General features: G+C 69.0%; 20 protein-coding genes and 1 pseudogene. 18 read left to right on the forward strand and 3 right to left on the reverse strand.

Annotation, left to right across the window (positions count from 1 at the left end; genetic code table 11):
- Window positions 1–240 precede the first annotated feature (240 nt).
- On the forward strand, window positions 241–1,164 hold the full coding sequence (gene pdxS / locus GEV28_RS06705; protein ID WP_291409694.1) for a pyridoxal 5'-phosphate synthase lyase subunit PdxS: 924 nt from the start codon (window positions 241–243) through the stop codon (window positions 1,162–1,164).
- 76 nt (window positions 1,165–1,240) lie between these two features.
- Here the strand turns inward: pdxS and GEV28_RS06710 are convergent, their stop codons facing one another.
- Window positions 1,241–1,801: a helix-turn-helix domain-containing protein gene (locus tag GEV28_RS06710; protein ID WP_291409696.1), complete on the reverse strand. Its 561-nt coding sequence runs from the start codon at window positions 1,799–1,801 to the stop codon at window positions 1,241–1,243.
- A gap of 78 nt (window positions 1,802–1,879) precedes the next feature.
- Between GEV28_RS06710 and GEV28_RS06715 the strand changes: the two genes are divergently transcribed.
- From GEV28_RS06715 to GEV28_RS06755, 9 genes and pseudogenes are all read left to right on the forward strand, one after another.
- Window positions 1,880–2,581, forward strand: a complete 702-nt coding sequence (locus GEV28_RS06715; RefSeq protein WP_291409697.1) for an AzlC family ABC transporter permease — start codon at window positions 1,880–1,882, stop codon at window positions 2,579–2,581.
- Complete coding sequence (locus tag GEV28_RS06720; RefSeq protein ID WP_291409699.1) at window positions 2,578–2,925, forward strand: AzlD domain-containing protein; 348 nt, start codon at window positions 2,578–2,580, stop codon at window positions 2,923–2,925. Before GEV28_RS06715 ends, GEV28_RS06720 begins: the two co-directional genes overlap by 4 nt.
- Before the next feature lie 31 nt (window positions 2,926–2,956).
- Complete coding sequence (gene pdxT, locus GEV28_RS06725; RefSeq protein WP_291409701.1) at window positions 2,957–3,589, forward strand: pyridoxal 5'-phosphate synthase glutaminase subunit PdxT; 633 nt, start codon at window positions 2,957–2,959, stop codon at window positions 3,587–3,589.
- Window positions 3,586–4,341, forward strand: a pseudogene (locus tag GEV28_RS06730) (YebC/PmpR family DNA-binding transcriptional regulator). The gene pdxT and the pseudogene GEV28_RS06730 overlap by 4 nt, the downstream one beginning before the upstream one ends.
- Before the next feature lie 250 nt (window positions 4,342–4,591).
- A complete protein-coding gene (locus tag GEV28_RS06735) occupies window positions 4,592–5,662 on the forward strand; it encodes an Ldh family oxidoreductase (protein WP_291409703.1) in 1,071 nt (356 codons plus the stop codon).
- A 105-nt stretch (window positions 5,663–5,767) separates the two neighbouring features.
- On the forward strand, window positions 5,768–7,024 hold the full coding sequence (locus GEV28_RS06740; RefSeq protein ID WP_291409705.1) for an aconitase/3-isopropylmalate dehydratase large subunit family protein: 1,257 nt from the start codon (window positions 5,768–5,770) through the stop codon (window positions 7,022–7,024).
- Entirely contained in the window at window positions 7,021–7,518 is a 498-nt protein-coding gene (locus GEV28_RS06745; protein ID WP_291409707.1) for a 3-isopropylmalate dehydratase, read from the forward strand. The genes GEV28_RS06740 and GEV28_RS06745 overlap by 4 nt, the downstream gene beginning before the upstream one ends.
- Entirely contained in the window at window positions 7,515–8,582 is a 1,068-nt protein-coding gene (locus GEV28_RS06750) for an AbrB family transcriptional regulator (protein ID WP_291409709.1), read from the forward strand. Before GEV28_RS06745 ends, GEV28_RS06750 begins: the two co-directional genes overlap by 4 nt.
- Window positions 8,583–8,649: 67 nt before the next feature.
- On the forward strand, window positions 8,650–9,915 hold the full coding sequence (locus GEV28_RS06755; RefSeq protein ID WP_291409711.1) for a CoA transferase: 1,266 nt from the start codon (window positions 8,650–8,652) through the stop codon (window positions 9,913–9,915).
- Window positions 9,916–9,957: 42 nt separating this feature from the next.
- Here the strand turns inward: GEV28_RS06755 and GEV28_RS06760 are convergent, their stop codons facing one another.
- Together GEV28_RS06760 and GEV28_RS06765 are read right to left on the reverse strand one after the other, a co-directional pair.
- Window positions 9,958–11,049, reverse strand: a complete 1,092-nt coding sequence (locus GEV28_RS06760; protein ID WP_291409713.1) for an acyl-CoA dehydrogenase family protein — start codon at window positions 11,047–11,049, stop codon at window positions 9,958–9,960.
- Window positions 11,046–12,197: an acyl-CoA dehydrogenase family protein gene (locus GEV28_RS06765; protein WP_291409715.1), complete on the reverse strand. Its 1,152-nt coding sequence runs from the start codon at window positions 12,195–12,197 to the stop codon at window positions 11,046–11,048. The genes GEV28_RS06760 and GEV28_RS06765 overlap by 4 nt, the downstream gene beginning before the upstream one ends.
- 219 nt (window positions 12,198–12,416) lie before the next feature.
- On the opposite strand from GEV28_RS06765, the gene GEV28_RS06770 reads away from it, so the two are divergent.
- From GEV28_RS06770 to GEV28_RS06805, 8 genes are all read left to right on the forward strand, one after another.
- Window positions 12,417–13,157: a FadR/GntR family transcriptional regulator gene (locus GEV28_RS06770; protein WP_291409717.1), complete on the forward strand. Its 741-nt coding sequence runs from the start codon at window positions 12,417–12,419 to the stop codon at window positions 13,155–13,157.
- A 318-nt stretch (window positions 13,158–13,475) separates the two neighbouring features.
- Window positions 13,476–14,447, forward strand: a complete 972-nt coding sequence (locus GEV28_RS06775) for a cyclase family protein (RefSeq protein ID WP_291409719.1) — start codon at window positions 13,476–13,478, stop codon at window positions 14,445–14,447.
- Window positions 14,448–14,517: 70 nt separating this feature from the next.
- Window positions 14,518–16,212 (forward strand): thiamine pyrophosphate-binding protein, encoded by a 1,695-nt coding sequence (locus GEV28_RS06780; RefSeq protein ID WP_291409721.1) that lies wholly within the window; start codon window positions 14,518–14,520, stop codon window positions 16,210–16,212.
- Between the two features lie 88 nt (window positions 16,213–16,300).
- The gene (locus GEV28_RS06785; protein ID WP_291409723.1) at window positions 16,301–17,920 is read left to right on the forward strand and encodes a methylmalonyl-CoA mutase; all 1,620 of its coding nucleotides are present in this window, start codon (window positions 16,301–16,303) and stop codon (window positions 17,918–17,920) included.
- A 2-nt stretch (window positions 17,921–17,922) separates the two neighbouring features.
- A complete protein-coding gene (locus GEV28_RS06790; protein ID WP_291409725.1) occupies window positions 17,923–18,351 on the forward strand; it encodes a cobalamin-dependent protein in 429 nt (142 codons plus the stop codon).
- Between the two features lie 170 nt (window positions 18,352–18,521).
- Window positions 18,522–19,535 (forward strand): ABC transporter substrate-binding protein, encoded by a 1,014-nt coding sequence (locus tag GEV28_RS06795; RefSeq protein WP_291409727.1) that lies wholly within the window; start codon window positions 18,522–18,524, stop codon window positions 19,533–19,535.
- Window positions 19,536–19,647: 112 nt separating this feature from the next.
- Entirely contained in the window at window positions 19,648–20,391 is a 744-nt protein-coding gene (locus tag GEV28_RS06800) for an ABC transporter permease (RefSeq protein WP_291409730.1), read from the forward strand.
- Window positions 20,382–21,275, forward strand: a complete 894-nt coding sequence (locus GEV28_RS06805) for an ABC transporter ATP-binding protein (RefSeq protein WP_291409733.1) — start codon at window positions 20,382–20,384, stop codon at window positions 21,273–21,275. Before GEV28_RS06800 ends, GEV28_RS06805 begins: the two co-directional genes overlap by 10 nt.
- Window positions 21,276–21,279 lie beyond the last annotated feature (4 nt).

A 21,279-nucleotide genomic window follows, 5' to 3' on the forward strand; every position in this document is an offset into this window, starting at 1 on the left:
CCAGTCACCCTTTCCGTACGGACGGCGCTGTCTGTCGGAATTGTTGTGTTCGATCTCACACCTGTTTACCAGCCTCGACAACCCCGCCGCTCGCATCGCGTCCAGGTCGCGTCCAGGTCGCGTCCGGCGGGAGCCCGCATCCGTGAAGTGGCCTTATGAGATACCTCGGAATTGGCCCGGGGTAGAGGGCCACGTCGCTCCTACACTGGGACTCGGGAATCCACGATGAAAGGAACTCGGGTGTCTGACGTTTCCACTTCCACCACTACCACGTCGACGGGGGCGGAGACCGGCACGGCGCGCGTGAAGCGCGGTATGGCGGAGATGCTCAAGGGCGGCGTGATCATGGACGTCGTCACCGCCGACCAGGCCAAGATCGCCGAGGACGCCGGCGCGGTCGCCGTGATGGCGCTCGAGCGCGTCCCGGCCGACATCCGCTCGCAGGGCGGCGTCGCGCGCATGAGCGACCCGGACCTGATCGACGGGATCATCAACGCGGTGTCGGTTCCGGTGATGGCCAAGGCGCGGATCGGCCACTTCGTCGAGGCGCAGGTGCTGCAGGCACTCGGCGTGGACTACGTCGACGAGTCCGAGGTGCTCACCCCGGCCGACTACGCCAACCACATCGACAAGTGGCGCTTCACCGTGCCGTTCGTGTGCGGTGCCACCAACCTGGGTGAGGCGCTGCGCCGGATCACCGAGGGCGCGGCCATGATCCGCTCCAAGGGCGAGGCCGGCACCGGCGACGTGTCCAACGCGACCACCCACATGCGCAAGATCCGCGCCGAGATCAAGCGGCTCACCTCGCTGCCGGAAGACGAGCTGTTCGTCGCGGCCAAGGAGCTGCAGGCGCCCTACGAGCTCGTGCGCGAGGTCGCCACCCTCGGCAAGCTCCCGGTCGTGCTGTTCACCGCGGGCGGCATCGCCACCCCGGCGGACGCGGCGATGATGATGCAGCTCGGCGCCGAGGGCGTGTTCGTCGGCTCGGGCATCTTCAAGTCCGGCGACCCGGCCAAGCGTGCCGACGCGATCGTCAAGGCCACCACGTTCTTCGACGACCCGGACATGCTCGCGAAGGTGTCCCGCGGCCTCGGCGAGGCCATGGTCGGCATCAACGTCGACGACATCCCCGAGCCGCACCGGCTCGCGGAGCGCGGTTGGTAGCTCGTCGACGACCCCTCGCAGGCTCGGTGTCGCCGCTCGCGGTCGCCCTGTGACATGGGTTCGCTCGCAAGCTCGCTCACCAGTGCTCGGACACCATCACCGCGGCGGTGCCGGGCTCCAGTGCCTCGAAGACGTGCTCGACATCGCCCGGGTAGGCCATGTAGTCGCCCGGCGCGAGCTCGACCGGGGCCTCGGTGAGGCCGATGCGGGCCCGGCCCGCGCTCAGCACGACGTGCTCCACCACGCCGGGCATGTGCGGGTCGGACTCGCGGGCCGAGCCGGGCTCCGCGGTGATCAGGTAGATGTCGCGGCGGGCGTTCGGCGGGCAGGAGGCCAGCAGCGTCGCCACGTAGTCCGCCCGCTCGGAGAACACGGCGGGCCCCTCGCCGGCGCGGATGATCTGCACCCGCGGGCGGGCCGGCTCGACCAGCCGGCTGAACGGCACGTCGAGTGCGACCGAGAGGGCCCACAGCGTCTCGACGCTCGGGTTGCCGCTCGCCGCCTCGAGCTGGGACAGCGTCGACTTGGCGATGCCCGCGCGCTTGGCGAGCTCGGTGAGCGACAGGCCCACCCGGTCCCGCTCGCGCCGCAGGGACAGCGCGATGACCTCGAGCGGCGCTCCTCGCGGTGGCGTCATCGGTACTCCTGGTGTTCGTTATATCGGTCCTATTGTTCGCCTTGACGAACGATACTCAGGTGTTCATCATAGGAGACTATGCGTTCGATATGGCGAACCCTCAGCCCAACACTCCGCCGCGACCTGCTGGCGCTGGCCGGGGCGATCACGGTCGTCGGCCTCTCCTTCGGCGCGATCGCGGTCGCGGCCGGGCTGCCCTGGTGGATGCCCTCGGTGCTGTCCGTCCTCGTCTTCGCGGGCGGCTCGCAGTTCATGGTGGTCGGCGTGGTCGCCGCGGGCGGGGGGCTGGTCGCGGCGGTCCTCGGCGCGCTGGTGCTCAACGCCCGCCACCTGCCCTTCGGTCTGGCGATCGGCGACATCATGGGCCGCGGCCGGCTCGCCCGGCTGGTCGGCAGCCACCTCATGGTCGACGAGTCGGTCGCCTTCGCGATGGCGCAGAAGGACCCGAGCCGGGGCCGGGCGGTGTTCTGGGCGTGCGGCACGGTGCTGTTCGTGTCGTGGAACGTGGGCACGCTGGTCGGCGCGCTGGCCGGGCAGGTGATCGGCGACCCGGACGTGCTGGGCCTGGACGCCGCGTTCCCGGCCGCGCTCCTCGCGCTGGTGCTGCCGTCACTGCGCAAGGCGCCGCGGACCCGCAACACCGCCCTGCTCGGCGCCGCGATCGCGCTCGCCAGCACGCCGTTCCTGCCGGCCGGGGCGCCGGTGCTGCTGGCGCTGGGCGGGCTGGTCGTGCTGATCCCGGCCCCGGCGACGCACGCCGACGAGGAGGTGGCGGCATGACGATCACCGCGATCCTGGTGCTGGCCGTCGGGACCTACGCGTTCCGGGTGGCCGGGCCGCTGCTGCGGGCGCGGATGGTCCGGGCCAGGGGCGGCGGCGATGATCGGGGCGCCGCCGCGCTGCCGCCGCGGCTCACCGAGCTGATGTCCACCGCGGGGACCGTGCTGCTGGTCGCGCTGATCGCCACCGCGGCGCTCACCGACGGCGGCGACTTCGCCGGCGTGGCGCTGCCGGCCGGCGTGCTGACCGGTGGCGTGCTGGCCTGGCGCAGGGTGCCGTTCGTGTTCGTGGTCTTCGTGGCCGCCGCGGTGGCGGCCGGGCTGCGGGCGCTCGGCGTGCCGTAAGTAAACTGTGGAAAACGGGAGGTCAAACACGGTGTCCACCGGCGAGCCGCGGATCGGTGTGCTGGCGCTGCAAGGTGACGTTCGCGAGCACCTGGCGGCGCTCCGGTCGTCCGGCGCGCGCGCCACGACGGTCCGCAGGGCGACCGAGCTGTCCGAAGTGGACGGTCTGGTCATCCCGGGCGGCGAGTCGACCACGATCTCCCGGCTCCTCGAGACGTTCGGGCTGCTCGAACCCCTGCGCGCGCGGATCGCCGGCAGCATGCCGGCCTACGGCTCGTGCGCGGGGATGATCCTGCTGGCCGGCAAGGTGCTCGACGGCCGGGAGGACCAGCACCAGCTCGGCGGGCTCGACGTGATCGTGCGGCGCAACGCGTTCGGCCGGCAGGTCGACTCGTTCGAGGAGGACCTCGCCTTCACCGGTGTGCCCGGTCCTCCGGTGCACGCGGTGTTCATCCGCGCGCCGTGGGTCGAGTCGTCCTCGCCGGAGGTCGACGTGCTCGCGCGGGTCAGTGACACCCCGAACGTCCCGGGTGGTGAGATGGCCGCCGGTAGGATCGTCGCCGTCCGGCAGGGCCCTGTGCTCGCCACCGCGTTCCATCCGGAGCTGACCGGGGACACGCGGGTACACAGACTGTTCGTTGAGATGGTGGAGGGGAAGTTGTGAGCGGCCACTCAAAATGGGCGACTACGAAGCACAAGAAGGCCGCACTCGATGCCAAACGGGGCAAGCTCTTCGCCAAGCTGATCAAGAACATCGAGGTGGCGGCGCGTACCGGTGGCGGTGACCCGGACGGCAACCCGACGCTGTTCGACGCCATCCAGAAGGCCAAGAGGACCTCCGTCCCGCAGGACAACATCGAGCGGGCCCGCAAGCGCGGCGGCGGCTAGGAGGCGGGCGGCGCCGACTGGCAGACGATCATGTACGAGGGCTACGGCCCCAACGGCGTGGCCGTGCTGATCGAGTGCCTCACCGACAACCGCAACCGCGCCGCGAGCGAGGTGCGCACCGCGATGACCCGCAACGGCGGCAACATGGCCGACCCGGGCTCGGTGGCCTACCTGTTCAACCGCAAGGGCGTCGTCATCCTGCCCAAGAACGAGCTCTCCGAGGACGACGTGCTGATGGCCGTCCTCGAAGCAGGCGCCGAGGAGGTCAACGACCTGGGCGAGAGCTTCGAGGTCGTGTCCGAGGCCACCGACCTGGTCGAGGTCCGCAAGTCACTGCAGGAGGCGGGCTACGACTACGAGTCGGCCGACGCGGGCTTCCTCCCGTCGGTCAGCGTGCCGCTGGACGCGGACGGCGCCCGCAAGGTCTTCCGGCTGATCGACGCCCTCGAGGACAGCGACGACGTGCAGAACGTCTACGCCAACTTCGACGTGTCCGACGAGACGTTTTCACAGATCGGCATGTCCTAGGCCGCATGGGGAGATGATGTCGCGACGGTGACCGCGCAGCAGGTGCGCCACGTCGTGACCCACCTGCTCCAGGCTGGGCACCGGCGACCCGGCGAGCCGCAGGTCCTGCTGGTGGCCGACGCTGAGCCATATTTATAGTTATACTGATTTGGTCGCCGTCCGACCGCCGGTGGCGCCAGGCCGTCCGACCGCCGCGTCGCCAGAGGAGGCGTTGCCGTGTTCATCCAGTCGTGTGTTGTGGGGTGGTGACATGCCGACGATCGCCACGACCTCCCTGCGATCGGTGTTGGTGGGCATCTACGTGGCCGCCGGACTGTCGGAGGAGGAGGCCGACGCCGTCGGTTCCCACCAGATCGAGGCGGACCTGTACGGACACTCCTCGCACGGCGTCGTGATGACCGACTGGTACGTCGACACAATTAGTCGAGGCGACGTCGTGCCGGGCGCGCCGCTGGAGGTCATCCGGGAGTCGGCCTCCACGGCGGTGCTCGACGCGCACTTCGGTCCGGGGCACGTGGCCACGGCGAGGGCGATTCCCATCGTGGTGTCGAAGGCGGCGGAGACCGGTATCGGTGCCGTCACGATTCGCCGGCAGGGGCACGTGGGCCGACTCGGCTACTACACGGCCCGCATCGCGGCGGAAGGGCTGATCGGGATCCTGACCGCGGACAGCGGGAACGGACCGAAGTTGGTCGCGCCCCTCGGGGGCCGGGAGGCGCGGCTCGGCAGCAACCCGATCTCGATCGCGGTGCCGTCCACGGACCACGGGCCTGTCGTTCTCGACATGGCGACGGCGGCGGCATCCGGTGGCAAGGTGCTGCTCGCGCGTCGGGACGGTCAGTCGCTGCCGGCCGGCTGGCTGATGACGCGAGAGGGCAAGCCGAGCACCGACCCCAACGACTTCGGCGAGGGCGGCGGCGCGCTGCTGCCACTCGGTGCCGATCAGGCGCACAAGGGCTACGGCCTGTCGTTCATGATCGAGGTGCTGTCGGGCATCCTCACCGGCATCGGGTTCGCCTCGTCGGCCGACGGCCGCCACAACGACGGCGTGTTCATGACGGCCATCGACATCGGCCGGTTCCGCGACCTCGGCGACTTCTCGCGGGACGTCTCCGCGTTCATCGAGCACCTGAAGGCCACGCCCCTCGCCACCGGCCACACCGAGATCCGCTACCCGGGTGAGCTCGGACAACGCAAGGCCCGCCACAGCCAGGTGCACGGGCTGTCACTCGATCGCGCCTCGTGGGACTCGCTGGACCGGCTGGCCGAGAAGCTCGGCGTGGCCGGCCCCAGCAGACATGCGGACAGCACGAGCGTGTGAGATGCGCTCTGGCGACACATTCGAGAATAGCTGCATAACATAATCACTGTTGGTATAATTATGGGAGTTGTGGTCCGCGCAGGCTGACGCCGGATAGGAGTTCTCATGGGATCGACGGTCGCGGAGAAGATCCTGGAGTCACACTCCGGCGGCGGCAAGGTGGAGCCGGGCCAGATCGTCGAGGTCGAGATCGACACGGTCGTCCTGCTGGACGTGAACTTCCTGCCGGGACTGTGGACGGACATCCGCAAGGTCGACCGGCCAGACAAGATCACGGTGATGTTCGACCACTTGGCGCCGGCCAAGGACATCCGCACCGCGAACGCCCACTCGGTGGGGCGCCGGTTCGTCGAGGAGTTCGGCATCACCCGCTTCCATGACGTCGGGTATCACGGCGGCATCGTCCACCAGGTCGTGGGCGAGGAAGCGTACGCGCGGCCAGGCGAGATCCTGGTCTGCTCGGACTCGCACACCTGCAGCGGCGGAGCGTACAACGCCGCGGCACGCGGGCTCGGCACGCTGGACATCATCCAGGCCGCGTGCACCGGCCGGACCTGGTTCCCGTGCAGCCCGACCATCCACTACGAACTGGTCGGGGAGATCCCGCCGTGGCTGTCGCCCAAGGACGTGTTCCTCCACATCGCGGGCGAGTACGGCCAGCACACCCAGCGCAACCTCGAGTTCGCCGGAAGCGTCGTCTCGCGATGGAGTCTGGACGAGCGGCGCGCGCTCGCGACCATGGCGAGGGAACTGGGCGCCGAGTTCGCGATCTTCCCTGCCGACGACAAGCTCATGCGTCACCTGGCCGAGCATGGCGTGGACCATCCGACGCCGGCAGTGGCGGACCCGGACGCGACCTACGAGGCGAAACGTGTCGTGGATGTCTCCGGGCTCGCGCCGATGGTCGCACTGCCGCACCGCGTCATCGACAACTGTGTGCCGGTGGCGGACGTGACCGACTCCCCGGACCTGCAGCAGTGCTTCATCGGGTCGTGCTCGAACGGGACCCTGGACGACCTTCGGGTCGCCGCGGAGATCGTCAAGGGGCGGCGGGTGCGGCAGGGGGTGCGGTTCATCGTGACACCGGCGTCGGCCCTCGTCGCGCGCGAGGCCGTGCGCGCCGGCTACGTCGAAGCCCTGCAGGACGCCGGTGCGATCGTCACCAACACCGCATGTGGTGCGTGCGCCGGGCTCGACCTCGGGGTGTTGGGGGACGGTGAGCGAGCGGTCACCTCGAGCACCCGGAACTTCCAGGGGAGGATGGGCAGTCCGAGCGCTGAGATCTTCCTCGCCTCGTCGGCCACCGTGGCGGCGAGCGCGCTCAACGGCCGCCTGACCGATCCCCGGGAGCTTGCGCGATGACCACGGTGGAAGGCGGCTGCTGGCTGTTCGGCGACGACATCGACACCGACCTCATCCTTCCGGTGCACGCCGCCATCTCCCCGCGCGCGGGCCAGCGGGACACCGTGTTCGAGGCGAACCGCCCGGGTTGGGTGCCGCTCGTCCAGCCGGGGGACCTCATCGTCGCCGGCCGCGGGTTCGGCCTGGGTTCGGGACGTCCTGCCGCCCGGGCGCTCATCGACGTCGGCATCGCCGCGGTCATCGCGTCCACCGTGGACGGGCTGTTCCTGCGGAACGCGGTCGCGTACGGACTGCCGGTGCTGGAGGTTCCCGATGCGACCGCCGCGTTCGTCGAGGGCGATCGGGCGCTGGTGGACCTCGACGCGTGGTCGGTGCGCAACCTGCGAACCGGCGCGCGGCATCAGGCGAAGCGGATCCCCGACTCGTTGCGCGAGACCATGATCTCCGGCGTGCTGCCATGGTTGGCGGCGCAGGGGTACGTTCGCGTGGAGTGAGCGCATCCTGGTTCGGTTGCCGTGCCCGCGCCGGCGAGTGGGCGCTGGTCGTGACCGCGACGATCGGGGCGGCCCTCGGGATGGACGCGGCCGGCCTCCCGTCGGCGGCGTTGTTCGCGGGGCTGGCAGTCGGCCTGGTGTTCTCCGTGCTGCGGCATCCCGACCTCGCGATACCGACGCCGGTCAACCTGGGTGCCTACGCGGTGACCGGCGTGCTGACCGGCCAGTTGATGACGATCGACGTCCTGCGGTCGGTCAGCACGGACTGGCTTCCGGTGCTCTGCTCGCTCCTGTGCACCCTGACGCTGACCGTCGTTGGCGGTCCCACCCTGGAGCGGATGACGGCGCTCGACCGGCCGACGTCGGTGTTCGGGCTGATCGCGGGCGGCGCCGCCGGGGTCATCGTGATCAGCGACGCGGCCGGCGCGGACGCCCGGTTGGTCGCCGTCATGCAGTACCTGCGAGTCCTGGTCGTGATGGTGTGCATGCCGCTGGTCGTGATCGTGGCACCGGCGACCTCCTCGGGTCCCGCGTTGCCCGGGACAGCCGGCGGGGACCCGGCCGCGGGTCTGCTCTTCGTCCTCGGCGCGTCGGTCGTCGGGTTGGTGTTCGGCTGGCTCAGCCGGATCCCCGCCGGGTCGTTGCTCGGCCCACTGCTCGTGGCCGCCGCGGTGGCGCTGGCGCTGCCCGAGGTCGCCCACCCGCCCCCGACGTTCGTGCAGGACGTGGCCTTCGCCGTGATCGGGTTGCAGGTCGGGCTGCGGTTCAACCGGAAGCACCTGCTGCTGGTCGCGCGAGCGCTGTGGGCGATCACGCTGATGATCGCCGCGCTGCTGGTGTCCTGTGGTGCGCTCGGCGCGGGCATGGCCGCCTGGACGGGTCGCCCGCTGCTCGACTGCTACCTGGCGACGACCCCGGGCGGGCTCTACGCCGTGCTCGCCGCGGCGATCGAGACCGGTGCGGACGTGCCGTTCGTCGGCTCGGTCCAGGTGTTCCGGTTGATCGCCGTGCTGGTCGCGGCGCCGTTGCTCGCCGCATACCTGAACCGCGCGAGGACGACCTGACGGCTGCTCGTGCCAAGCGGCCTAATCTTGGCTATTATACGATTGTTTTGGATGACGACTTGATGCGATGCGGAGGTTCACGACAGTGACGAGTGGGCTTCTCGAAGGTGTTCGGGTGCTCGATCTGAGCATGCACCTGTCCGGTCCGTACGGCTCGATGGTGTTGGCGGACATGGGCGCCGAGGTGATCAAGGTCGAGCCGCCGACCGGTGATCCCCAGCGCCTGCTCGAACCCACGAAGCACCAGGTGCCGGTCATCTGGGCGAGTATCAACCGCAACAAGCGAAGCGTGGTGATCGACCTCCGGACCGACGCCGGCCGGGATGTCTTCCTCGAGCTCGTCGCGAAGAGCGACGTGGTGTTCAACAACTACCGGCCGCACGTGCTCGACCGGCTCGGGCTCGACTTCGAGACGCTGAAGGCCGCGAACCCGCAGATCATCGTCGGCAACCTGACCGGATACGGCCTCACCGGTCCGAAGAGCATGTCCCCCGCCTATGACACGGCGATTCAGGCGCTGTCCGGCGGCATGAGCCTGACCGGCCATCCCGGGGCGCCCCCGGCACGCGCGGGTGTGCCGATCTCCGATCTCATCGGCGGCATGTTCCTCGACCTGTCCGTCATTGGCGCGCTGCGCAAGCGCGACCGTACCGGCAAGCCGGTCGTGCTCGACATCTCGCTGTTCGAGAGCAGCCTCTCGTTGCTGATGTACTGGGCCGGGATGGCGCTCAACACCGGGGTGACGCCGCAGCGGCAGGGCAGCGGGAACACCCATGTCTATCCCTACGGCGCCTTTCCGGCGAATGACGGCTGGATCGTGGTCGCTCCCTACAGCGGTGCGTTCTGGCCGAAGCTCTGCGTGGCACTGTCGCGACAGGACTTGCGCGACGATCCGCGGTTTGTGGACAACGACGCACGCGTGGCGAACCGCGACGAGCTGGAGGCGATCCTCAACAAGGAGTTCCGGCGGCGCACGTCGGAAGAGTGGCTGGCGATCCTGCGGGATGCCGACGTTCCCGCGGCGCCGGTCAACACCGTCGGCCAAGCCATGACCGACCCGCAGGTCGCGGCGCGCGGCATGCGTGCGGACATCCCGATCGGCGACGAGGTGTTCTCCTTCGCCGGCAACCCGGTGCGGACCTACCCGGAGACCGCGGCGAGCTACGGGCCGCCGCCCCGCTTCGGCGAGCACACCCGAGCGGTGCTGACCGAGGTGCTCGGCATGGCGGAGGAGAAGGTCACCGAGCTGGCGAACTCCGGCGTTCTCTACGTCGAGGACGTCCACGGGGCGCGCTGGGTCGGCCTGGACAAGAAGAGCACCGACCGGAACTGATCCGTCCGCGGCCCATCCCCCACGGGCGGATCAGCCGGTCGGTCAGCACGCATCGTGGCTGTGCGCCAGGTGCTTGGGCGCCAGCGACCTGAGTCCGACCTCGCGGGCGGCCTGGTCCGCGGTGCCGTAGATCGAGGACAGCTGTAGGGCGTGCTTCATGTACAGGTGCAGGTCGCACTCGTTGGTGAAGCCGATGCCGCCGAAGACCTGCAGTGCCTTCTCGGCGCAGTCGCGCAGACAGGTCGTGATGTGCCCGTGCGCCGTCTGGAGCGTGTGCCCGAGCCGCTGGTCGTTGGTGCGGAGCAGCTGCTCGAGCCAGGAGCAGACGTTGTCCACGGTCGCCGCCTGGACCGCCATGTCGGCGAGGATGTGCGCGACGGCCTGGAACCGGCCGATCGGTCCGCCGAACTGCTCCCGGGTCTTGGCGTAGTCGACGGCCAGGTCGACGAGCGCGTTGAGCACACCGGCGGAGCGCAACGCCCACGCGCAGCCGTGCCAGGTCGGCAGCCACCCAACCGCCTCGTTGTCGCCGGCGATCAACGCCGCCGCCTCGGCGCCGTCCAACGACACCACGCACGGGCTCCACACCGCGTCCGGTGTCGGCAGCCGGCGAATGACCACACCAGGCTGGCCGGTCGCGACGATCGCGAGCGCGGCGCCATAGCTCAGCCCGACAGGCAGCACGAGGTATCGTGCGGCCGGATCGCCTTCTGGCAGGACGACCTGCCCGCTCACCGTCGACTTCGTGGGCATCCGCAGCCGCGGGCGGGGCCCGCCGACCCAGCCGCCGCCGGAGAAGGCCACCGAGCCGTCGTCGAAGCGCAGGTCGGGCGCGGCGTCCGGGAACAGCGACGGGCCGGCCACCGCGGCGGAGAACAGCGGACCGGCGAGCAACGCGGTACCGGCCGCACGGAACGTCGGCAGCACGTCGGCGAACTCGATCTTCTCCGCCGAAGCCGTGTCGAGGAGGGAGAACCAGCCGGCGGCGGCCGCGGCCGGCCATGCCGTGCGTGCCGCGTCGAGCCCGCTGCCCTTGCGCAGCTCCCCGATCTGCCAGACGCGGCCGAGCAGCTCCGTCGCGGCGGACCCGATGAGGTCGCTCGTCGCATCCTTGGTCTCGGTCACCATGCTCATCTCGGCAGTCCTAACACGCGGTTGGCGACGATGTTGCGCTGTACTTGCGCGGTGCCGCTGTAGATCGAGGAGGCGCGGCCGTAGAGGTAGTCGTGGATCCAGCGCCCCTGCTCGGTGCCGTCGGTACCCATCTCGAGCATGCGCTGGTCACCGAGCATGTCGAGGATCCCGCCGAACACCGCCTGCTCGACCTTGCTCAGGAACAGCTTGTCGATCGCGGTCTCGTGGCCGAGCTGGTCCGACTCGAGCCGGCGTGCGACGTCGAAGGCGCGGGCGTCGAGCGCGTCCAGCAGGACGTAGCACTGGCCCACCTTGGCCTCGATGATGTCGTCGGGAGCCCCGAGCGCGGGCAGCGTCTCGTTCACGAAGTCATCCATGGCGGCACGCAGTTCCACCCGGCGGCGCAGGAGATAGCCGCCACGTTCATGCGCGAGCGTGCTCATCGCGGTCCGCCACCCGTCGTTCACCTCGCCGAGCAGGTTCTCGGCCGGGACGACGACATCGGTGAAGAAGACCTCGCAGAACTCCTGGTCCCCGGTGATCTGGGTTAGCGGGCGGACCTCGATGCCCGCCGTGTCCATGGGAACGAGCAGGTAGGAGATGCCGCGCTGGCGGGAGTCCGGGCCGCCGGTGCGCACCAGCAGCGCGCACTGGTCCGCGTGGTCGGCCCAACTGGTCCACACCTTCTGCCCGTTGACGATGAAGGTCCGGGCACTCTCGTCGTAGGTCGCCTTCGTGCGCAGGGAGGCGAGGTCCGATCCAGCCTCCGGCTCGGAGAAGCCCTGGCACCAGATCTCGTCGCCGCACAGCAGCGGCGGAATGTAGCGTGTCCGCTGCTCCTCCGTCCCGTGCTCGAGGATCGTCGGACCGACGATGTCGAGCCCGAGGATGCCGATGGGAAGCGGCAGCCGCTCCCTCGCGATCTCTTCGTACACGGTGATCTGGTCGAGGCCGGTACCCGGCCGGCCGCCGTACTCCGCCCGCCAGCCGATGCCCAGCCAACCCGCGTCGTAGAGCTGCCGCTGCCAGTCGCGCAGCGTCGCGAACGTCTGGGTACGGTTCATGCCGAAGTCGACGGGTGGCCGGTCGATCTGGCTCAGCCAGGTTCTGACCGCGCCCTGTATTTCCTCGGTACGGCTCGGAAGCATGACGGCTCCCTCGTTCCAGGTGCCGGGGCAACCACGGAAGTAGATGTAACCTTATACTAATATCTACCGCGCATCGGCGCCACGTCAACGCACTCCGCGTTCGGGCGACACTCGTTCGTTAGGAATCCAGCAGTCCATGCTAAAGTTAGACAGGTTTTGTCTGGGTTGGACGCTAGTGTTCGCAGGGAGCTCATGAATCGCCGAGATGCGCACGCGGGAATGTCTCGTGCTGACCGCCCGCAGAAGACCGCGACCCTCCTCGCGCGCCGGATCGTACGGGAGATCTTCGAACAGAAGCTCGATATCGGCGATCCACTCGAGTCGGAGCGGGAGATGCTCCAACACTACGACGTGGGTCGCGGCACGCTGCGTGAGGCGTTGCGGCACCTCGAGCTGGAGGGCGTGCTGCGGATCCGCCCCGGCCGCGGTGGCGGACCGATCGTCGACGCGCCGAGCTCGCGGCACCTGGCCAGTACCCTCGCGCTGTTGCTGCAGTTCGAGGGTGCGACGTTCGGCTCCGTGCTGGAGACCCGCAAGCATCTCGAGCCGTTGACCGCCCGGCTGGCCGCAGAGCGGGTGACCCCCGAGCTTCGGCGGGAGCTGGAGGAGTCGGTCGTTCGGATGGACTCACTGCTCGGCGACGCCGACGCCTTCCTCCTCGAGAACCGCGCGTTCCACGGCTGCGTCGCGTGGGGAGGCCGGAACCCGATCGTCGGCTTCTTCATCAACTCCCTGCACTGGATCACCGACGGGTCCGTGCTCGGCGCCCAGTACCCGACGCGCTTCCAGAAGGCGATCAACCTGGCGCACCGCAACATCACCGAGGCGATCGTGGCGGGGGACGCCGACGGGGCGTGGGAAGCGATGGGCGCCCACATGGACGAGACGGCGACCTACTTCAAGAAGAAGTACCCCGAGCTCGTCAACCGCGAGCTCACCTGGGATCTCGTCGACAAATAACCCACCAGGGCACGTCCACGGATCACCGGTGAACGCGACTCGCGCGCGGGCGAATGTGCTCGCGTGGTGGCGCGCGCCGAGGTAGTCGGACTCCCTGCCAGGACGTCGAAATCCTGCTTGCCGGTCCTCGCTTCTCGTTGCCAGCCGCGGTGTGCGGGGTGCGGATCCAGGTGACGGTTCGACCTCCGCGGGGGCCTGGCGGAGGCGGAACCGTCTTGTATAATATTATCACTGTTGCTATGGTTCTCATGGTTGAAGAGCGGTCCGACTCACGCCCCGGGGCCGCGTGCACGTCGGTCCAGATGAGGAGAAGCGGAAATGGGGACATTGCCGTCCGTTGACGAGATCATGGGCTACTTCAGCAGCCTGTCCAACTGGGGACGTTGGGGGAAGGAAGATCAGCTCGGCACGCTGAACTTCATCACAGACAAGAAGCGAGTAGAGGCCGCGAAGCTGATACACGACGGCACGACTGTCTCCACGGCACGGATCTTGGATCCGGACAACCCCGACTCGCTCGGTCGCGGATCCACCCTGCAGCGGTTCATGGTGTGGACCGGCGACTCCGGCATCCCGAACGACCACCTGCACATTGACGGGCCCACCCAGGAGAAGATCCGGTTGCGCGCGGCACGTGAGTACGTCGGCATGGTCGCCCACGGCTCGCAGACCCACGTCGACGCGCTGAGCCACGTCATGTGGGACGGCCATATGTACAACGGGTTTCCCGCGAGTGCCGTCACCACCCAGTTCGGCGCGACCAAGCTGTCCATCCACAATGTCGAGGCCGGCATCGTGAGCCGGGGCGTGCTGCTCGACATCGCGGCACTGCGCGGCGTCGACTGGCTCGGTGTGGGCGAGGGCGTGTACCCGGAGGAGCTCGAGGAAGCCGAGAAGCGCCAAGGGGTCACCGTGCAGGAGGGCGACGTCCTGCTGCTGCGCACCGGGAATTTCAAGCGCGTCGAGGCCGAGGGCATCCACCCGAAGCAGGGGCAGGCGGGCTACTCCGCGGCCTGTCTGCCGTGGCTGCACGAGCGTGGTGTCGCGATGATCTCGTGTGACTCCATCAACGACGTGCAGCCGTCCGGCTACGACCGGGTTGAGCTCATGGCGCCGATTCACGCCGTGGGTCTGTCCGCGATGGGTCTGTGGCTTGTGGACAACATGGCGCTGGACGATCTGGCGGAAACTTGTGCACGGCTGAACCGGTATGAGTTCTTCTTCTCGATGTCGGTGCTGCGGGTGGTCGGTGCGACCAGCAGCCCGGTGAACCCGGTCGCCATCTTCTGATCGATCGCCATGGGCCCCGCGTCTTGGGAGACCGGGGTCCCGGCGTCGCTCTGTGTCGGACGGCCGGACGATGACGATGCGCGTGTACGAGGCGTTGGCCAGGATCTGTGCGGGTGCGGGTGTGGACACCGCCTTCGTCCTGCTGGGCGACGCGAACCTGCTGTGGGCGCTCGCCTTGACGTCCGATTCGGACGTCCGTCTGGTCCGCGCGCGACACGAGAACGCGGCCGTGTTGATGGCCGACGGCTACGCGCGGCGGACCGGGCGCGTCGGGCTCGCCTCCCTCACGTGCGGACCGGGGCTCACCCAGGCCGCCACCGCGCTGACCACCGCCGCGCGGGCGCGCACCCCGCTCGTCGTGGTGGTCGGTGACACTCCGCGCGGGCTGGCGTACAGCTTGCAGGAGTTCCCGCAGCAGGCACTGGTCGCCTCGACCGGGGCGAGGTACCGGCAGCTGAGCAACGCTCCGACGGCTACCAACGGCATGCGGCAGGCGTTCGCCGAGGCGGCTCGGGATCGGATCCCGGTCGTGGTGGGCGTTCCGGTCGACGTGCAGGCGGAGTTCTGCCCGGATGAGCCCGACCTCGCGGCTGCCTGCCGCATGCCGTCGGTGTCCCCGGCGAGGGCGCCGGTCGCGGCACCCGAGGCCGGGGACCTGGACCGGGTGGCCGCACGGCTGCTCGACGCGCGCCGGCCGGTGATCGTCGCGGGGCGCGGGGCGGTGTTCTCCGGCGCCCGGGACGCGCTGCTCGCAGTCGCCGACGAGATCGGCGCGTACTACGGGAACACGTTGCGGGCCAACGGTTTCTTCCGCGACTGCGCGTATGACATCGGCATCGTGGGCGGCTTCTCGACCGACTCGGCGCGCGGTGTGCTGGAGTCGGCCGACGTGGTGTTGGCGGTCGGCGCCAGCCTTGGCCACTACACCACCGATGGCGGCGGGCTGTTCCGCGGCGCGCACGTAACACAGCTGGACATCAGCCCGCAGTTCTGGTGCCAAGGCGTGCGGGCGGCCGACGACTACCTGGTCGGCGACGCGCGCCTGGGGGCGGAGGGACTGCTGGCGCGGATCCGTGCGGCCGGGCGCCCGTCCGGACGGGACGACCGGATCGCCGTCAACCCCGCCGGGCCGGGCGGCGACACGACGGGGCGGTTCGAGGGGGACGGTGCCGGCGCGCTCGATCCCCGCCGTGCCACCGAGATACTGAACCTTGCCCTGTCCGAAGAGTCCTTTGTGGTCATCGGTGCCGGCCACTTCTGGAACTTCGCCGTGCTGGGACTGGCAGCGCCGAAGGTGGGCCAGGTCGAGTACGCGCCGATCCATTTCGGCGCCACCGGTGACGCGCTCGCGTTGGCGATCGGCTCGTGGAGCGCGGACCGGTCGACGCCGGTGTACGCGATCGAAGGCGACGGGAGCCTCTTCATGGCGCTCCCCGAGTTGGACACCCTGGCCCGGGAGCGAGCCAGGGTGTGCGTCCTGGTGATGAACGACAGCGCGTACGGCGCGGAGGTCCACAAGCTGCGCCAGCTGAACCTGCCCGAGGACTGTGCCACGTATCCGACCACCGACTTCGCGTCGCTCGCGCGTGCCATGGGACTGGACGGCGTCACGGTGGACCGGGACGACGGCACCCTGGACACCGTCCTCGCAGATTTCGCGGAGTCCGGACGGCCGACGGTGGTCGACGTCCGCGTCTCGCGTTCAGTCGTGTCCACGCACCTGCCCCCGCCGATCACGATGTCCCACGGGCCGGTGGCACCGTGACGCCGCTGGCTCGTATGTCGCCTCAGCGCGGCATATGGTTATACTACTTATACGCAGCCAGAGCGTTCGAGCCGGTGGGATTGTGTCCATGAGCGACATAAGGCGCACGCCGTCGGGCATCGTTACGACGACGGAGTCCGGGGTGGAGATCGAGGCCGACTACGCACCGGCGGACGGAGTGGACCCGCGGGTGGGCGCTCCCGGTGAGTTCCCGTACACACGTGGTATCCACCGGGAGATGTACCGGCAACGGCTCTGGACGATGCGCCAGTACTCTGGCTTCGGCGACCCCGCGCTGTCCAACCAGCGCTATCGCGCGCTGATCGAGGCCGGGCAGACCGGCCTCAGCGTCGCGTTCGACCTGCCGACCCAACTGGGCTACGACTCCGACGACCCGCTCGCCACCCCCGAGGTCGGTCGGGTCGGCGTCGCGATCGACACACTCCAGGACCTGGACGACCTGTTCGACCAGGTCCCGCTGGACCACGCCAACCCGAGCTTCACGATCAACGCGCCGGCTCCCGTGCTCGCCGCCATGTACGTTGCGCTGGCGCGCCGGCGCGGCACCGACCTGAGCAAGCTGCGGGCCACGCTGCAGAACGACATCCTCAAGGAGTTCCTCACTCGCGGCGCGTACGTCTTCCCGCCGGGGCCGTCGGTCAAGCTCGCCATAGACGTCATCGAGTACTGCAACGAGGTGACGCCCTCGGTCTACCCGATCAGCGTGTGCGGCAGCCACATCCGCGACACGGGAGCTACCGGCCTGGACGCGCTCGCGATCACGCTCGCCGACGCGCTCGCGTATCTGAGGGGGACCGTCGACCGCGGGCTGAACGCGGCCGCCGTGGCGTCCCGGTTCAGCTTCCTCTTCTGTGCCAGGCAGGATCCGCTGGTCGAAGCGGCGTCGATCCGGGCCGCTCGCCGGCTGTGGGCGTACACGCTGCGCGACCAGCTGGGCATCGACGATCCCGCCGCGCTGAAGTTCCGGTTGTTCAACTCCAGCTCGAACCAGATGTTCACCCGGCACGAGCCGCTCAACAACATCGTCCGCGGCACGCTCGCCGGCCTCGGGGTGATTCTCGGCGGGGCGCAGGCGGCGACGGTGATCGGCTACGACGAGGCCTATGACATTCCGTCCGAGGAAGCGCAGCGGGTCGGCCTTCGCACGCAGCAGATCCTCGCCTACGAGACACACATCCCGGCGACCGTCGACCCGCTCGCCGGGTCGTACTACGTCGAGGCGCTCACCGACGAGAGCGAGCAGCGGCTCGCCGCCTTCCTCGCCAAGATCGACGAGCGGGGCGGCGTCGTCAAGGCGATCGAGGACGGGTGGATCCAGGAGCTGATGTACGACCGGGCGTACGAGCTCGAGAAGGGGATCGCCAACGGGGACGTCTCCGTCGTCGGCGTCAACACCTTCGCCACCGGCGGGGCCACCGACGCCGATCTGTACACACTCGACGGTGCACTGCACCAGGTGGACGAGACGGTGGTGGCCCGGCAGGTCGACCGGCTGGAGCGGCACCGCGCGAAGCGTGACGGCGCGGCCACACGCCGGGCTGTCGACGACATCCGACGAGCGGCGCAGGACGACCGCAACGTGTGCCCTGCCATCGAGGTCGCGGTTACCGCCGGCGCCACGGTGGGTGAGTGCATGAGCGCGCTTCGGGACGCGTACGGGGTCTACCACGAGGGCGGGAAGATCTAGGCATGGACGGTGTCGGCCGGCGGGCGCGGGTGCTGATCGCGAAGATCGGGCTGGACGGCCACGATCGCGGTGCGCGCATCGTCGCCAGGGCACTTCGGGACGCCGGCATGGAGGTCATCTACACCGGCCGACACGTGTCAACCGAGGCGATCGCGTCCATCGCGGTCGCCGAGGACGTCGACATCGTCGGCGTCAGCATCCTGTCCGGCGCGCATGTCCCGCTCGTGCGTTCGTTGGTCCGCGCCCTGGAAGCGGCGGGGATCCGCGATGAGGTGGACGTTGTCGCCGGAGGAACGGTGTCGACCAGGGCAACGCGTGACGAGCTGTTCGCACTCGGCGTCGCCGACGTGTTCGCAGGCGGCACACCGTTACCCGACGTGGTCCGCCGGGTGGAGGAGATCGCTCTGCGGCGGGCCGCCGGCAGGCGATAGACAGCGGCACATCCGCCGCACCGGACCGAACTGGATAGTTCTCGGATAGATCCCGACGCTTTCCTTGACGGTGACGTTAATATGATTATTATATGCCTAGGCTCGGGGGTGGGCATGGCAGGAGTTGGGCGATGAAGACCAGCGGATACCGTGTTGCACGCACTTCGGGCGTGCTCGCATCCATCGCGGGGCTCGCGATGGTGCTCGGAGTCGCTTGCGGCAGCGACGATGGTTCAGGTGGCGGCGGCGAGTCGTCCGGCGGGATGACCGCGATCAAGATGGTCGTTCCGCAGTCCATTCAGTACATTCCAGTGTTCGCCGCGATCGATGGAGGGTACTTCGAGAAGCAGGGCCTCGACGCCTCCGTCAGCGAGTTCACCGATGTGCAGGCCGCGCGGACGGTCTTCCTGTCCGGTGACGTCGACGTCCTGGTCGGCGCCTCGATCGGCAACACCGCGCTGAACGACAACGTACCGATCAAGCACGTGGTCGGGCTCTACACCGGAGACGCGCAGCAGATCGTGCTCAAGAAGGACCTGGAGAGCAAGGTCGAGGCCGGAGACGTCAACGCGCTGAAGGGGCTCACCCTCGCGACCACGACGCCCGGGTCGGGCGCGGACACCACGCTGCGGGCGCTGCTGAGCCAGAACGGCATCACCGACGCGAAGGTGATCAACAACAACGGTCTCGCCGGCGCCTACTCCGCGTTGTCCGAGGGACGGGTGGACGGGATGATCACGGCTGAGCCGTTCACCACCAACGCGATCGAGGACGGGCTCGGCTTCCAGCTCATGGACCTGGCCGACGCACCCGACGCGTGGCCGGTCGGCCAGAAGCTGCCCTCGGTGGTGTTCTCCGTCAAGGAGGACTTCTACAACGACAACCGCGAGACCGTCGACAAGTTGGTCGCCGGGGTGGTCGACGCCCTCATCGACTTCCAGAAGGATCCGGCACCTCTCGTGGCCGCCGCGCAGAAGGCCATGCCGGACCAGGACAAGGATCGGACCGCCGAGGTGGTGAACAAGGTTCTGCCTCGCTATTCGCCGATCATCAACGAGGACGGCTGGGATCCGGCGATGGATCTCTGGCTGGAGACGGGCGCGCTCGAGAACCGGGTCGAGTACGACCAGATCGTGGCGACGGACTACGAGAAGGAATGGGCGAGGTTCACCCCCAGCTCGTGACAAACCCATCCTGCCGACCGCCGTGCCGCCCGCGGCCGCACACCCCGCAGCCGTGGGCGGCGCCGCCAGGAACAAGAGTTCGGGACGTATCGTGAAGCGACGACGCGGATCAGTGTCCACTTTCGCCTTGGGCACGATGGGCCTGGCGATCGTGGTCGTCGTCTGGGCCGTGGTGAACGCTTCCGGAACCGTGAGCGAGCGGACCCTTCCGTCGCCGGCGACGACGTTCGACCGGTTCGCCCGCGACGTGACCTCCGCCGACTTCCTGCGGGTCCACCTGCCGACCACGGCCTGGACCGCCTTCCTGGCCGTGGTCATCGGCATGGCGGCGGGCGTGCTCGTCGGGGTGATCCTGTTCCGGTGGCACTCGCTCTACCGTCTGCTGAGGCCATACATCGCGTTCGCGAACGCCGCGCCGCGGATCGCGTTGATCGCACCGCTGGTGCTGGCGTTCGGCACGGGGGTCGCGAGCAAGATGGCCCTCGGTGTCTCGCTCACCATCTTCGTCGCTCTGCTCGCGGCGTACGGGGCGCTGGCGGCGGTCGACACGTCGCTGGCTCAGTCCGTCAGGTGCCTCGGCGGCACCGAGATCGATGTGTGGCGCTACGTCATGCTGCGGGCGATCGTGCCGAACCTCATCGCGACCTTGCGCATCGTGGTGAGCCTCGGACTGCTGGCTGCCGTGGCCGGCGAGATGATCGTCTCCGAGGCGGGGATCGGCTGGCTGATCGCCCGCCGTGGCGCCGTCGTGGACATCGCCGGCGTGTTCAGCATGCTGGTGGTGCTCGCCCTGCTCGCCGCGTTGCTGAACGCGCTCATCGACATTCTTGCCAGGCAGGCCACGAAATGGACCTGAACCGCTTCTCCGAGGAGGCCCGGATGCTGGAGCATTCCGCACCCTCGATCAGTCCTGCGGGCGCGAACGGTACGTCAAGTGCCCTGCGCACGGAGGATCTGGCGATCGAGTTCGTATCCGGCGACCGCCGGGTACTCGCGGTCGATTCGTTGAACGTCAACATCCAGGAGGGCGAGTTCGTCTGCATCGTCGGCCCGAGTGGCTGCGGGAAGTCCACTCTGTTGAACGCGGCCGCCGGGATCCTGCTCGACGATCAGAAGCAGGGCGTGAACGTCGACATCACCGGAACCCTGGAACTGGCAGCCGGTTCGAACCGGCACGACGGCTCGATCGGATACGTGTTCCAGTCGGACACGGTGCTGCCGTGGCTGTCCGTGGAGCGCAACGTGGGACTGCCGCTGAAGTTCGCCGGTGTCCGGGACTGGAAGCCAAGGGCGCAGTCGTGGCTCGCCCGCCTCGGCCTGAGTGACTTCGCCGATGCCTACCCCAGGACCCTGTCGGGTGGCATGCGCAAGCGGGTGCAGGTGGCGCAGGTGTTCGCGCAGAACCCCAGGCTGATGCTGATGGACGAGCCGTTCGGCTCGCTGGACGCCCAGACTCGGGCCGTCGTCCAGGAGGAGTTCGTCCGCATCTGGGAGACCGAGTCGAAGACCGTCCTGTTCGTGACCCACGACCTCACCGAGGCGATTCTCCTCGCGGACCGGATCCTGTGCATGTGTGCCCGGCCGGGCAAGATCGTGCGGGAGTTCATCGTGGACATTCCGCGGCCGCGCACCGTCAAGGGAGTCGCCGACCACCCGTCCTTCTCGAAGCTGTACTCGGAGCTGTGGTCTGTGCTCGAAGAGGAAGCCAGGATGACGGCCGCCATGGGCAACAAGGCGTAGCGGC

This window comes from Actinophytocola sp., from assembly GCF_009379765.1.
GTDB lineage: Bacteria > Actinomycetota > Actinomycetes > Mycobacteriales > Pseudonocardiaceae > Actinophytocola.